This is a genomic window from Runella limosa DSM 17973, from assembly GCF_000482465.1.
GTDB classification, from domain to species: Bacteria; Bacteroidota; Bacteroidia; order Cytophagales; family Spirosomataceae; genus Runella; species Runella limosa.
The window spans coordinates 126,243-140,073 of record NZ_KI519429.1 but is presented as its reverse complement, the minus strand read 5'-3'; the positions used below and the strand labels follow the sequence as shown (position 1 = coordinate 140,073).

Annotated in this window: 16 protein-coding genes; 3 read left to right on the top strand and 13 right to left on the bottom strand. The window is 45.0% G+C overall.

The window, feature by feature from the left end:
• Positions 1-8: 8 nt before the first annotated feature.
• Positions 9-350, top strand: coding sequence for an L-rhamnose mutarotase (locus K339_RS0129355; protein ID WP_028526788.1), 342 nt, complete (start codon positions 9-11; stop codon positions 348-350).
• Between the two features lie 45 nt (positions 351-395).
• Here K339_RS0129355 and K339_RS0129350 read toward each other — a convergent pair whose 3' ends face one another.
• A complete protein-coding gene (locus tag K339_RS0129350) occupies positions 396-1,583 on the bottom strand; it encodes an exo-alpha-sialidase (protein WP_028526787.1) in 1,188 nt (395 codons plus the stop codon).
• A 57-nt stretch (positions 1,584-1,640) separates the two neighbouring features.
• On the opposite strand from K339_RS0129350, the gene K339_RS0129345 reads away from it, so the two are divergent.
• Both K339_RS0129345 and K339_RS0129340 read left to right on the top strand, forming a co-directional pair.
• Positions 1,641-1,919, top strand: coding sequence for a hypothetical protein (locus tag K339_RS0129345; protein ID WP_028526786.1), 279 nt, complete (start codon positions 1,641-1,643; stop codon positions 1,917-1,919).
• A complete protein-coding gene (locus K339_RS0129340) occupies positions 1,876-2,151 on the top strand; it encodes a Txe/YoeB family addiction module toxin (RefSeq protein WP_037302208.1) in 276 nt (91 codons plus the stop codon). The genes K339_RS0129345 and K339_RS0129340 overlap by 44 nt, the downstream gene beginning before the upstream one ends.
• A gap of 38 nt (positions 2,152-2,189) precedes the next feature.
• Here K339_RS0129340 and K339_RS0129335 read toward each other — a convergent pair whose 3' ends face one another.
• The 12 genes from K339_RS0129335 to K339_RS0129275 all read right to left on the bottom strand — a co-directional run bounded on the left by K339_RS0129335 (position 2,190) and on the right by K339_RS0129275 (position 13,783).
• Complete coding sequence (locus tag K339_RS0129335; protein WP_028526784.1) at positions 2,190-4,556, bottom strand: TonB-dependent receptor; 2,367 nt, start codon at positions 4,554-4,556, stop codon at positions 2,190-2,192.
• A complete protein-coding gene (locus tag K339_RS0129330) occupies positions 4,553-4,981 on the bottom strand; it encodes a hypothetical protein (RefSeq protein WP_051398343.1) in 429 nt (142 codons plus the stop codon). Before K339_RS0129330 ends, K339_RS0129335 begins: the two co-directional genes overlap by 4 nt.
• A 90-nt stretch (positions 4,982-5,071) precedes the next feature.
• Entirely contained in the window at positions 5,072-5,461 is a 390-nt protein-coding gene (locus K339_RS36355) for a hypothetical protein (protein WP_051398342.1), read from the bottom strand.
• 33 nt (positions 5,462-5,494) lie between these two features.
• A complete protein-coding gene (locus K339_RS36350) occupies positions 5,495-5,785 on the bottom strand; it encodes a cupin domain-containing protein (RefSeq protein WP_051398341.1) in 291 nt (96 codons plus the stop codon).
• A 7-nt stretch (positions 5,786-5,792) separates the two neighbouring features.
• Positions 5,793-6,350 carry a fasciclin domain-containing protein gene (locus tag K339_RS0129310; protein WP_028526782.1) on the bottom strand — a complete coding sequence of 186 codons (558 nt, stop codon included), beginning with the start codon at positions 6,348-6,350 and terminating at the stop codon, positions 5,793-5,795.
• A gap of 93 nt (positions 6,351-6,443) precedes the next feature.
• A complete protein-coding gene (locus tag K339_RS0129305; protein WP_028526781.1) occupies positions 6,444-7,211 on the bottom strand; it encodes an ABC transporter permease subunit in 768 nt (255 codons plus the stop codon).
• Positions 7,208-7,927: an ABC transporter ATP-binding protein gene (locus K339_RS0129300; protein WP_028526780.1), complete on the bottom strand. Its 720-nt coding sequence runs from the start codon at positions 7,925-7,927 to the stop codon at positions 7,208-7,210. Before K339_RS0129300 ends, K339_RS0129305 begins: the two co-directional genes overlap by 4 nt.
• Before the next feature lie 4 nt (positions 7,928-7,931).
• A complete protein-coding gene (locus K339_RS0129295) occupies positions 7,932-9,071 on the bottom strand; it encodes a nitrous oxide reductase family maturation protein NosD (protein WP_229598847.1) in 1,140 nt (379 codons plus the stop codon).
• A 264-nt stretch (positions 9,072-9,335) separates the two neighbouring features.
• Positions 9,336-10,376, bottom strand: a complete 1,041-nt coding sequence (locus K339_RS0129290; RefSeq protein ID WP_028526778.1) for a nitrous oxide reductase accessory protein NosL — start codon at positions 10,374-10,376, stop codon at positions 9,336-9,338.
• A gap of 70 nt (positions 10,377-10,446) precedes the next feature.
• Positions 10,447-12,486, bottom strand: a complete 2,040-nt coding sequence (gene nosZ, locus K339_RS35245) for a Sec-dependent nitrous-oxide reductase (RefSeq protein WP_051398339.1) — start codon at positions 12,484-12,486, stop codon at positions 10,447-10,449.
• A gap of 65 nt (positions 12,487-12,551) precedes the next feature.
• Positions 12,552-13,016, bottom strand: coding sequence for a c-type cytochrome (locus tag K339_RS0129280; RefSeq protein ID WP_028526777.1), 465 nt, complete (start codon positions 13,014-13,016; stop codon positions 12,552-12,554).
• Between the two features lie 167 nt (positions 13,017-13,183).
• Complete coding sequence (locus tag K339_RS0129275; protein ID WP_028526776.1) at positions 13,184-13,783, bottom strand: Crp/Fnr family transcriptional regulator; 600 nt, start codon at positions 13,781-13,783, stop codon at positions 13,184-13,186.
• Positions 13,784-13,831: the final 48 nt, after the last annotated feature.

Sequence of the window (13,831 nt, the reverse complement as noted above, 5' to 3'; positions counted from 1 at the left end):
AAACTCAGATGCCACGCTATTGCCTCGCCCTTGATTTAAAGGATGATCCCACACTAATCGCTGAATACGAAAAGTACCACGAAAAGCTTCAACCTGCTATTACCGAAAGCATCGTCTCTTCGGGGATAACGGACATGGAGATTTATCGGGTCGGAAATCGCCTTTTTATGATAATGGAAACCACTGAGGATTTTTCATTTGAAGCAAAAGGAGCAGCCGATGCCGCAAATCCTGCGGTACAAGCGTGGGAAGCATTGATGTGGAACTATCAGCAAGCGTTGCCCATGGCCAAAGAAGGCGAAAAGTGGGTGCTGATGAAACATATATTTAAGTTGGAAACCAACGACTAATTAAAAAGCCCTCGCTCATCACGAGGGCTTTTTTGTTTCTACTAACTACAAAGTCGTATCAATTCGACTGACGACGATAACGGGCTCTTGGTTAGGTTTTTGTAATTCATACGCGACCAATAATCCTTGCGAGGTGGGCAATACTACTGGATAAGAGGCGTTGTCGAAGTCGGCCGTGAGGTAGGTCGTTTTCTGGGTTCCATTTTTGTAAAGATAGCGAAGGGCTATTTTAGAAAAATACTGGTCATTTTTCTCCATCGACTCGTCCCAAACTACTACCAAGTTTCCTTGATAAGCGGTCAATTGCGGGTGTTTAGCACGAATGCTTAACTCCGAAGAATACAATTTTTCTTGCCCCAATTTGGCGATGCGAATACCCGCCTCGTGATGAGCGGAGGTGCCACTAAACCAGGCCACAAATACGTCTTTTCCTACCTGTGCCATGCTTGGACCCGTGTGCGGGCAAGCGTTGATTTTCCATAAATCATTATGAATTAATTTGGGGTTGGAAAATGTGCGGCCTCCGTCAGTTGATACGACGTGACTCATGTCGCGTGTTCCGTCGGTGTTCAAATCACGGTAAGTAAGGTGAATTTGGCCAGCATTATCGACAAATACCACCGTACGACAGCATTGGCAAGCGTTTGAATCCACCACCACTTCTTCCGAAAAACCACCATTGGCGAGGCTTTGGGTAAATTTTACGCTTCTTCCTTCAAACTTTCCGAGTTTGTCGTCTAGCCACACAAATCCTAATTCGCCATTTGGTAAACGAGTGACGTCGCTAAACGAATGGCCTTTGCCTGGCGTGGTGTCGCGGTGAATCGCTGTGGGAGCAGACCAAGTTTGGCCATTGTCGGCCGACGTAACGTACATTAAATCAGATGCTCTTGGGGCTTCTTTGGTCGGTTTTTTTAGCTCAAAGGTAGCAAAAATGGTTCCGTCAGCCTTAAACGCAACCCGTGGCATCCCCTCGGCGTGTACAGAGCAGTTGGTAGGGACTCCGATGTTAATTTTATCTCCAAACGTTTTGCCTTGGTCGTTGGAGACGGCAAAAAAGAACAAGCTTTTATCACCTTCTTTTTCTACCCAACTTAATACTGGGCGGTTGCGGTGGTCGGTGGTAAAACGGGGAGTAGTTCCTGTTTTTTGAGGATCAGAGAGCAAAACTGTTTTGGGAGTGACTCGTTCTAAGCCACTTATCAGCGCGAGGAGCAAAACAAGGTATTTCATAAAAGATGAATGGTTGGGTATAAGGTTTTTCGTTAAATTTGTTAAAAAATTAGAGAGATGACTGTAACATATCAACTTACCGAGACCGAATTTGATTACCAGCTTTTTCGCCGTATTAAAGCTCAGTTCAGTCGTAGTAAAAGCCCGATTAAAATAAAAATTGAGATTGAAGAGGCAGAATTGGACGAAACGGAGGCTATAATGACTAATCCTTATTTAGTTGAAAAAATTAAAAAAGGAATTGAATCTGTGGAAAATGGTAACGTAATTTCTTTTACTCCTGAAGAATTCGATGAACTCGTCAAGAAACATTCTGTTCACGCCGCAAGCCTTTGAAGATTTTATGAGCTGGGTCAATGAGAACAAAAAAATATTTTTCAAAATTTCGGAACTCATTGAAGAAACTCGACGAAATCCTTTTGAGGGTAAAGGAAAGCCAGAGCCACTCAAACATGAATATAGAGGAATGTGGTCTCGTAGAATTACAGATGAACACCGCATGGTATATAAAGTAACTGACACAAGCATTGAATTCTATTCATTTAGGGATCACTACGGCGATAAGTAATAAGAGGCTGGCTCGACGATTCGAGCCAGCCTCTTCTCTTATTTCTTCCCAGTAAAACTGTATTGCACTCCTAAGATGAAGGTGCGTGGAGCGGCTGGAGTAAAGGTGGTACGGTCGGTAGAGGCATTGCCCCGAGTCGCATTGGTAGCGTACAAAGCGTCGGTCAAGTTCATGACGTTGGTGAAGACCTCGATACCTTTCCATTGATACCCCGCACGGAAGTTGACCAAATCGTATCCATTATACACGACAGTATTCACCTGGTTTTGATACCACTTACTTAGGTGTTGCCATTCAACAGACGTACGGAAGTTTTTAAACCATTTGGGATAATAGCTAATTTCTCCGTTCCACATCCAGCGAGGAGCCGACGGCATATCTTTGCCATTCACGTCTTTGAGGGCATCCGATGCTTTTTGACTGAGGATAAACTCAACGAAGCGGTGAACGGAATACGTTCCCCCGATTCGGGCAAATACTTCCTTTGATGGCTTGTAAGTGATGCCAAGTTCAATCCCTTTGTGCAGCGTTTTTCCCGCCGCTTGGTAGTCGGTTGAGTTATCAGGTTGGCGGATGTTAAGAAGCTCGTTGCTGCCGTTCATTTGGTACAAAGAAGCGTCGATGTACATTTTGTTTTTTAGCAAAGAAATCCATCCGCCCACTTCGGCATTGGTAAATGTCGCTGGTATCAAGTTGTAATAAAACAAATCGCCGTTGGGCGCAGGCGTAGGGCGTTTGCGGAAAATAGCCGTTAGACCCGACGGTGCAAACCCTTTAGAGAAGTTGGCGTATATACCTTTTCCGTTACCAAAATCATAGGTTATGCCTAATTTTGGCGTCGTTTGTTTGTACGATTTACTTCCTCCAACGGCTTGGTTGGTCGTTTTGTCAATGTCTAAGTTGTTGACGAAATCAAATGACATATTGTCGTAGCGCAAACCCGCCGAGAGACGAAGGTTTTTGATTGGTTCAAAATCGTACTGTAAATAGAAGGCTGAATTCAAGATGTCGGCGTCGTAGTTGGCGATCTGAATGTCAGGTCGTTCTTTCACAATTGTGTATTTTTCAACCGATTTTTTGTCGGCACGCAGCTGCGCCGCTAGGTCGATTTGGTACGACCAATACTTGTTTGGTGAAAAGTCGATTGTTCCTCCCGCAATAATTTTAGAATTGAGAAACGCGAACCTTTGCGTGTGTTGGGCAATCACGCCTAGGCTTTGGAAGTCATTGGAGTTTATTTCACCGCGAGCCGTAGTCGCTCCCGACGTCCAACGAATGCCATAACTTGGATTTTGTCCGTGTTTGTTATCCCGTCCAAAAACCGTAAAGAAAGATTGCGAACCATTCTTCCATTCGTGCTCGAGGGTCAAACGCGAGCGGAGCGAATACGATTTTCGGTACGTAAAATCAGTGGTGCTGATGTACTGGCGATTATAGAAAGCAATACTGTCAACGCTTCCGCTGGTTTGGGAGTTGTATTTTGCGTACGAAAGGGTATAAATCAAGCGAGTTTTTGGCGTAAAATGATACTCCAAACGAGCGTATTGCGCATTTTTAGTGTAATCGGAGCTAGTCATCCACGCGTCTTTTTGCTCGGCGGCCAAGCCTCCAATATATACCCCAAATTTACCCAACGTAGCCCCTGCACCGTACTGAACGCGACGATAGCCCCATTGATCGGCTTGGAGACCAATGCGGGCTGTAGGAACCGCTGTTGGGCGTTGAGAGATAAAATTGACCGCTCCTCCCACGGCCTCGGGGCCATAAATCGAAGATACTGGGCCTTTAACTACTTCGATGGAACTCACCGTGAATTGGTTCATTTCGAGCAATGAGTTGTGGTTGAACACCCCCATTGGACGAATAGGTACGCCATCTTCGAGGTAAAGATAGTAGGCGTTGGTTGTCATCGGTTGGCGAATCGACATGGAGTGCTGCTCGTTGTTGAGGTTCACCATTATGACGCCAGGGGTTTTGTTGATGACCTCATAAATGGCCGTTGGTTTGGCTTCCTCAATCATTTTGGGAGAAAGCTTTGAAATGGCGATGGGAGTTTCGGTACGAAGTGCTGCTTCACGGTTGCCCGTCACCACAATCGTTTGTAGGTTTTCAACGGCGGGTTCTAACGCAATGGCCAGCATTCTCGTTGACGTAACGTCTATTTCCTGTGCAACGTATCCAATGGTTGAAATACGAATTTTAGCACTTTCTCCTACATTTTGTAAAGTGAAAGTTCCGTTGTTATCGCTGACAACGCCCGTGTGGGTATTGATGATTTGAATCGTAGCCCCAATCACTGGTTCTTTGGTGGCAGCGTCAAAAATTTTCCCTTTTAGCGACTGGGCGTGAAGTGGTTGGAAAATAGCTCCGCAGACAATGAGGAGCGTGATATATAGATTTTTCATTGTTGTTTCAAGAATTTCTGAGCTTCTTCTATGCTTTTAAGCATGTCGTCGCTCACTTGTTCGATGTTGATTTTTTCGTGAGTCAATGCCTTGATGGCCTCACTGGGGGCGAGTTTTTTGAGTGAATCACCCTTGTAGCGGTGCATCCAATCCATCATACTGTCGTCCGCTTTTTTGAGTTGACTGCTCAGTTGAAGTGCTTTTTTGAGCGATGATTGAGCGCTGGTGTCGTGGGTGACGCTATCCAGTAACGCAATACGTTTACTGATGGCCGATTCTAACGAAACGAGTTCTCCCATTTTGGGCATAACGGCGTCGTGAATCATCATCACCTCTTTTTCAAGCTTTTCGGCTTGGTCTTTTTGTGGGTTGCTGCATGCAGACACAATGCAACATCCGCACAAAAGTATGTGCTTGATTTTCATTGGTTTGACTAATGATACAAGTGTGAAAATAAACTCCAAATCTCTCCCGCTGGAGAGAGAGGTACGTTTACCACAACGTACACACAACCATTAGGCAATGGGAGGAAGAATAAGCTTATCTAAAAAGCCGTTTTGAGGAGCGCACCGCAAGAAAAAGGGACGCTCTTTGAGAAAATAGCAAAGGTGAAGGGGAGGAATAGTAAAAGCGGTTTCGTCAAAAACTTCTTGAAGGAGTTTCTTAACGGTATCGCTTTGTTTTTGTGTTTCTTGGCGGGCGTTATCTTCGGCTACTTTGTGTAGTTGCTTGGCCAGATAACATTTACCGTCGCAGTGCAATTGGGGCTTAAAGCGGTTTTCGCAAAGGTGATGGATGATGTACTCTTTGCGCAGCTCAAAATCCAAATATACAAACGGCACTACCAGCGTTTTGAAGCTGACAAGCAGAAGCAAAAAGAACGCTATGTGCCGTTTGGGATTCATTGGTTTTTCAAAATTTTGACAAAGGTAGAAGATTTATCTAAACAGAAGCATCTTAAAGTCGGTCAAGGCGTTTACCGAATGCTCGGCGTGAGCTTTAAAAGAAAACCCATCGCCTGGAGAAAGGAAATGCGCTACTCCTTCCAAATTAAAATTGGCATTACCTTCCAATACATAAATAAAGGCATCGGTGGGCGACGTATGTTCATCGAGACGTTGGCCCTGCTGGAGGCTAATGAGCACCACCCGAAAGTGCTCATTAGCTTCTATTTTTTTGGTTTTAATGCCGTTATAAGGCAATAACTCGGGGATATTGTGGGTAGTCATGGTAAATTTATTTAGGAACAACAACACCGTCAATTACGTGAACATAGCCATTGGAGGCGCGTATCGAGGCCACAATTTTGGCTTCACCGATATAAACATCGTTGCCTTTGACGTGGAAAGTAGCATTGGTGCCGTCCACCATCCCCATGCTTTGTCCTTCTTGAAAAAAGTCGGCAGCCAATGCAGATGTCATTACGTGGTGCTCCAAAACAGCTTTAAGTTTGTCTTTATTTTCGGGCTTTAATAAATCTTCTACCGTTCCTGCGGGGAGTTTGTCAAAGGCCGCGTTCGTGGGGGCGAAAACCGTAAACGGTCCTGCGTTTGAAAGTGCATCTACAAGCCCTGCTGCCTGCACAGCTTTCACAAGTGTCGTGTGGTCGGGAGAGCCTACTGCTACTTTCACGACGTCCTTTTGGGAGTCGTTGTCTTCTACCCCCGACTGCCCTGCGGCGGGCGCGCTCTCGGTAGTAGTGGTAGTAGATTGGTCTTGTGAGTGTGAGTTCTGAGACGACTGACAGGCCGCAAAAAGAGCTACGAATGCCAAAGAAAGAAAGTGATGTTTCATTGTTGTAAGTGGTTGGTTTAAAAAGATTGATTTGATGGTCAGACGATAGTCAGACCGAAAATTCCAACGCTGGTCTGACTATCGTCTGACCTATTAAAGGTCTTTTTTCTGAAAAATTCGGGTAGCGATACTGACGGGGACAACAACCCAAAGTAATAGCACAAACAACGCTACCAATAGCCCGTAATTCGTGCTAAAAAAATCCTGAAAAACAGCTCCTGTAAAGCCCATCAAGGCCGAAATGTCCATTTTCATCAGTACCATAATTCGGGCTAAATCGGTAGGGTTAAGGGCGGTCAAGACAAGCATGGCTTTCTCGAGTGGATAATCGTTGAAGGAGAATAAAATGCCTAAAACGAGTCCGTCGTATACCAATGAAAAATAAAACCAGAGCACCAGTGCAAGGCCAATGCCCTTGGCTTTGTCACGGGTAATGACGGAAGCTAAAAATGCTAAGGAAACAAACGAAAGCGTAAGAAGAAGCCCGCTGATAATCAGAATAAGGCTGCTTTGGTCACCGCCAAAAACGAGGGTAGGAATACCTACACCGACCAAAAAAGCTAAACTCAGGGAGGCGGCTACGCCGAGATATTCACTTAAAAAAATGGCTTTGCGGCTTAGCGGTTGCGCCGACATCAGTTCGATAAATTCGTAAGAATTATAAAAATGAATGGTCGAAAAAATAATACTGACCAATGGTACGACCATCAAAATGATATTGAGTAGGCTCAAAAGTCCTTTGTTTGGGTCAGACTCGAAGCTGAAAAAACTCATGCTGATGGCCAATAATAACAAGGTATAACCCATCACGAAACGGTTTCGGACGATGTCGTAGAGGACGTATTTAGTGATTTTGTTCATGACATTTGTGGGACTTTTGACATCAGTTGTGCAATGACGCGGCCGAGTTTGTTCTCGCCTGTTTCAAGCTTGAGTTCGGTGATGGTTTTGTAAAACTGAACGCTGCCATCTTGCAAGTATAGCACGTCGGTAGCGAGTTCGTCGAGATCAGACATGACGTGAGACGTAATCAAAATGAGCTTTCCGTTTTGGTGCTCTTTCTGAATTTTTTCCTTCAAAATCTCGCTCGAAAGCGGGTCTAAGCCTGCCGTCGGTTCGTCTAAAATCAATACCGAAGGGTTAAACAAAAACGCCAACGCCGCACTCACCTTCTGCTTGGTTCCTCCCGATAGCGTTCCTAATGGCTTTTCAAATAATCCTTTTAAGTGAAATGCTTCTACCAAATCTTCATCCAGTTGTGTCGCGGCATTTTTGCGGACATCCACCATCATCTCAAACAACTGCCTGATTTTTAGATTGGCGGGGTAATGTCCGATTTGGGGCATGTAACCAATCTGAGAACGATAGGCGTGTTGTTTTTCAATGGGTTGATTGTCAAACAATACCGTTCCGCTGTCAGGCACGACCATCCCGAGCAGGGTTTTGATAAAGGTCGTTTTTCCCGAACCGTTCGGCCCAATGACCGCCACGACTCGCCCTGCGTCGAGCCGCACGCTTACGTTGCGGAGCACGTTGAGTTTACCAAAAGATTTTGAAATAGCTTCTGCGCGAATCATGGGTTTATAGTTTTAAAGGTTTCATTTGTGGTTTTTCGTCCTTCATTCCTTCGGGGGTAAGGGTAGGAATAATCTTTTCGATGCGGTCGAGGAGGGTGACCGTAAAGCTTCGCAGTAGCATCATGGCTTGGGGGATTCGCTCAATGACAGTGGCGTACAGGCTCACGGGGCGAAAGGGCACGTCGCCGATGCCGTCGCGATTGAGGTCATAGCCTTCGTATTTGTCCCAATAATTATGTGAAACGTGATTCAAAACAACGTCGCCATTGGTAGCTACATCAAAGGTGTTTCCTCGAAAGTTGCTGTAAGTAAGCGTGTTGTCGTCGCAATTGGCTTGAACACGGAGGGCATACCCGTTTGCGATAAATTGGTTTTTGGTAAATACCGAACGGCTACACCCTTCCATATATACGCCGACAGTATTGGTTTTGAAGCTATTTTGTTCGATGTGACTATCCGAAATATCTTTGAGCAAAAGTCCGTAGGCTGCCCCACCCCAATTTTGTTCAAAAATATTGTGTTTCATGGTCACAAACTTGGTGTACATCACGGCTACGCCAGCACCGTTTTTATGGAAATGATTGTAGAAATAGCCATTGTTGTGCGAAAACATAAAATGCAGTCCATAACGTATATTTTGTTGACTATCATTGTGTTGAATGGTAGAGTTGGTCACAAACTCAAAGTAAATACCGTCGCGGTGGCCTTGGGTATGGTTGTGTTGGATAAGAATGCTGTCACATTTCCAGGCGTGAATGCCGTTGCCAGTATTTTGTTCTTCTTTGGGGTTGCCCTGCACGTCGTTTCCTTGCACCAAACAATGGTCGGAAGCCGACAAATAAATCCCGAAATAACAGTTTCTGATTCGGTTGTTTAGAATACGGATATTGCTCGCTTCCAATACTTTGATGGCTGCCCAGTCAATCATACTCGTCATACCCACGTTTCTAAATTCGATGCCTTTGATGGTGACGTCGTTGGATTTGACAGTAAAAATTTCATTCTTAAATTGAATATCTAAAATTGGAAACTGCTGGCCAATGAGGGTTAGGGGTTTGTCAATGACGATATTTTGGATACGGTATAAGCCCTTTTGAATCAGGAGTGTATCGTAGGCATTCGCCTGTTCAATCGCTTGTTTCAAAGGCTGTTTTGGGGTGATTTTCCAAAGACGCGCATAACTCGTAAAGCAAATGAGGAAAGCGATAGTAGTTAAAAGAGTGCACGTGCGCCAATTACTCGACACAGAGTGACGCAGAGTTTGAAAAGCACAGAGTTGCACCGAGGAATGTTGAGGATACGTTGTGTAACTCCGTGAAAAACTTCGTGAAACTCTGTGATCCCAACAAGGAGAGTTATTGACTTGAAACATGACACACTTGGTTAAAATTAGTTGAGAGTAAGGCGTTTATAAACTTTCAAAAACCTCTTTCCACGTCAGTATTTTTGCTTCTGAAAACTTAGCTTTTACGGCTTCAGCACTGGCTTTGTCAGAAAAGGCTGCTATGTCGCCGCGCATTGGGCTGCGAAGCTCTTTACTACTCAAAAAAATGGCCGTTTTTGTATCAATCAACTCCCCTGGTCGATTGTAATCATTTACTACCACAAAAGTGAGTTCTTCTTGTTTTAATTGATTGGTTTTTATGTATTTAACCATGCAGCTTAGGTCATCAAACTTGAACGCTTTTCCTTTGCTATTGACAATTTCGGACGCAAATTTTTTATCCATAATTGTCATTTTACAAAACACACAGGCTTCTTGACCGTAACGGATGGGTTCGGGTTGCTGGGCGCAACTTTGGAGGCTAGCCATGGTTCCCAACAAAAACACCACCAAGGCGGGTGAAACGTTGCTTTTGGGAACTAGCTGGTTTTTGGGTTGGCAGAAGTAGGTTTCGCAGGCTACCAAAAGAATCACGAGAATACCCACTGCTACAAAAACCCATCCACCTGCATCGGGAATGGAATATGCCCCGAAGTTGAGGAGTTCTTTATAGCCAATTAGCGGAGGTTGATACGACATTCCTGGGACTTTTATGGCAGCATCTGGGCTCAAATTATGCCCGTATTCGTAGCCCCAACTCCAAAAATCGTACAAAGCGGCAGCTCCAGCTAAAATGAGCAAGACCAAATAGCTAATGAGCATTTTACGACTTTTTAAAAAGGCCGTCAGCAGGCCAAAAGCGATGTAGAAAGCGACGATGTAAGAAAGAAACTGAAATTCAGGAAACATTTCTTCTTTGATGTGAGCCATACCAATGTAGTGGTTGAGGCCGTTGATGATCTCGACTTGACCCGAAAGCTTGTCGAGCCAAATTTGCATCGAAAGCCCTTCGGGATACTGCGGCGCCCATAAGTCGATGCGCCAAAGTGGGAGAAAATAGGTAGCAATGAGCGACAACGACGCTACATACAAACTACCAATGGTAAACGGACGGAGGGGTTTCATAAAAATAGTTTTTGAAAACCGACAAAGGAGGGCAAACGAGGCGCTTGCCCCCTTGTCGGTAGTGGAAACCTTATTTCATTGCTACTTTAGGCGTATTTAATTTGGGCTTGGCATTGGCCGTTTTCTTTTCAGCTTCGGCGGTTGGGGTTTTGCCTGTTCCCCAGGTCAACGGCACACTACTGCCTGCTGGTGAAACCCGCACGTAACCTTGCATTTCTTGGTGGAGTGCCGAGCAGAAATCGGTGCAGTACATTGGCGTAACTCCGACTTTGGTAGGTTTCCAGCGCAAGGTCGAAGTTTCGCCTGGCATGATGAGGATTTCGGCATTTTGTGCGCCGCGCACGGCAAATCCGTGTGGCACGTCCCAGTCTTGTTCGAGGTTGGTGACGTGGAAAAATACCTCATCGCCCATTTTTACTCCTTCGATATTGTCAGGGGTAAAGTGTGACCGAATCGACGTCATATAAACGTGTACTTCGTTGCCTTTGCGTACTACTTTGGTCTCTTTCTCGCCTTTAGCCACGTAAGGGTGGTTGTTTTCTTCCAACTTGAATATCTTTTTGGTATTTTTTTCAACCAATGAAGCTGGAATGGCTTCGGCGTAGTGGGGCTCGCCAATGGTCGGGAAGTCGAGCAAAAGTTTCATTTTGTCGCCCGAAATATCATACAATTGTGCTGATTGAGTCAATTCTGGGCCTGTTGGCAAGTAACGGTCTTTGGTAATTTTGTTGTACGCAATTACGTATTTGCCGTGAGGCTTGGCAGTAGGGCCGCCTGGGATACACAAGTGCCCCACAGAATAGTAAGTAGGAACACGGTCGAGGACTTCGAGTTTTTCGATGTTCCATTTTACCAATTCAGACGATACAAAGAACGAAGTAATGGCATTGCCTTGACCATCAAACTCAGTGTGAAGAGGGCCCAAGCCTGGTTTTTTTACTTCACCATGAAGTACTGCGTCGTATTTTAGGACAGGAATACCGTCAAAATCGCCATCGAATGTTTTGGCAGCAATGGCTTTTTGCATTTTGTCAAACGAAAACACAGGAATAACTGCCGCCAATTTACCCGAACCTACGATATAACTGCCCGTTGGATCCACGTCACAACCGTGAGGGGATTTGGGACAAGGCATAAAATACAACATCCCTGGGCATTCTTTGGGATCGAGGGTCATTACTTCCGTTAGAATGGTAGAAGTAGCTGAGTGCGTTTTTTCGTCATAAATGTTGTGTGCGTACTTAGCGGCTTCTTTTTTACCTTTTCCTTGTGCTAAGTACTCCTCTGCTTTTTTCCAGTTGACGGCCAAAATAAAGTCTTTGTCCTTTTGAGAGGCATTTACTTCCAACAAAGAAGCGGCTTGTTCGGTATTGTAGCAAGAGAAAAAGAACCAACCATCCGACTTTCCTTTGCCAGCTCTTGCCAAGTCAAAACTTACGCCAGGGGTTTTCAACTGAAACTTAACCCCCATGTGCCCAGTCGTTTTGTCGATACTCACAAAACTGATATACCCTTTGAAGTTTTGTTTAAAGCTACTGATGGGCACATCGGCGTTGGCATCGGGAGGAACTGAAAAACGGGTTCCTGCTACGGCGTATTCGGTATTAGCGGTAATGAATGGCGACGAGTGATTGCCACCTGAGTTTGGGAGCTCTATGATTTCGTCGGTGCGAAACGTAGAAAGGCTGACGCGGGCGATACGGGGGGTGTTGTTGCCGTTGATGAATGCCCAACGTCCGTCATGTTCGCCGTTGGTGGTCGAGAGTGCTACGTGGTGGGAGTCGTCCCATGGAACAAATCCGTGCGACGTATTGAGCATAGGTTTGGTTTCTTCGCTGTAGCCCCAGCCGTTTTCGGCAAATTGTGAAAAAACAGGAATGATTCGAAATACCCGCCCTGAAGGCAATCCGACAACCGAAAGTTGGCCGTTGAATCCTCCCGAAACAATGTTGTAAAATTCGTCATGTTTCCCTGGGGCAACATATACTTTTTGGGCGGCATCTCCTGCAATTTCCGAACCGCCATTTTTACCAGCGTTGTCGGGTTTGCAGGCAAAAAAGCCCCCTGCAAGCACCGCAACCGCGATGCTGTTGATGATATTGGTTTTCATTGAAGTATGGTTTTAAATTAGGTATGATTATTCGTCGGGTTGTGAGCAACCCTATACACGCACAGTTATTTCTCACCGTCGTTTTTACGCATAAATTCTAATACGCTGCGGGCTTCCTCGGCGGTGATGTTTTGGTTAGGCATTCTGACTAGGCATTGTTCCAAGAGTTTTTGGGCTTCGGCATCTTCGGCGAGCATCATGTCCACGTTAGTAATCATGTTGATAATCCATGTAGGTTTGCGTTTTTTGGTTACCTCTTTCCAACCTGGCCCAACCAGTTTTTCATCGGTGAGTTTGTGGCACGACATACATTTTAGGTCGTAAATGTCGCTTCCTTTTTTGACCATGGCTTGGTCGAGCGGGGTAGAAAGAGCTACCTCTTTGACTTCAGTACCGTGCGTTTCGGGTTGTTCCAAAATCTCTTTTGGGTTTGTTTCTGGAGCTTCTGCCCGCTGTTCTGCCCCTTTGCCAGAGCAACCATACCAAAGGAGAGCGGTGAGGGTTAATAAATAAAGGAATAAACGTTTCATTAGGAAATTGGTTTTTGGTTAACAACAGCACAAACGTACAGCAGCTTACCCCCAAAAACTTATGGTTTGAATCATACTGCTTCCCTAATCTTTGACAGGATTTGGGAGGAAGTGTACTAAATAAAAAAAGCCCCAACGAGGGGCTTGAGAAGTGTCAGTTGAGGAATCTACCAAGGTCGCATAATTTTGTGATTAGCAATTTTTAACTCTCCTATATCTGCGAGTTGAATCACTTTTTTGATGACTGTTTCTACCCGTAGCCCCGTCATATCGGCAATGGCTTGACGGGTGATGGGGACTTCAAAACAATCGCCAGAGCGTGGTGATTTTTGTTTAAAAAAGTCGATGATGGTCAAAATTCGTTGCTCAGGACTTTGGGTATTTATGGCATTGAGGAGCTTGTTTTTGTGGCAAAGTCGCTTGGCTAAAATTTTGGTAAGCTCAAAATGAATATCGGGATTTTCGCGCAATAGGCGTAGATATTCAACTTTTTTGAGGACCCACACCTTTGCATTGGAAACGGCTCGGGCATCGGCAGGGTAGGGGAAGTCACCGATTAATGGCGGTTCTCCGAAACCCTCTCCCTGAGAAAAAACACCTTGGATATAATCGTTGTTTTCGCCGCCATTCAGCATCTTAATGTTACCTTCCTCCACCTGAAAATAAAAGTGAGCAGGCCAACCTTCGTAAAAGATGTATTCACCTTTGACAAAGCGATTGAGTGATGCTCCATATTGTTGTAATATCGCTGATGGAATACCCGCCATTTGTCTATCTTAATTTTAGTAATTATAGACAAATTGAGTAATATTTCT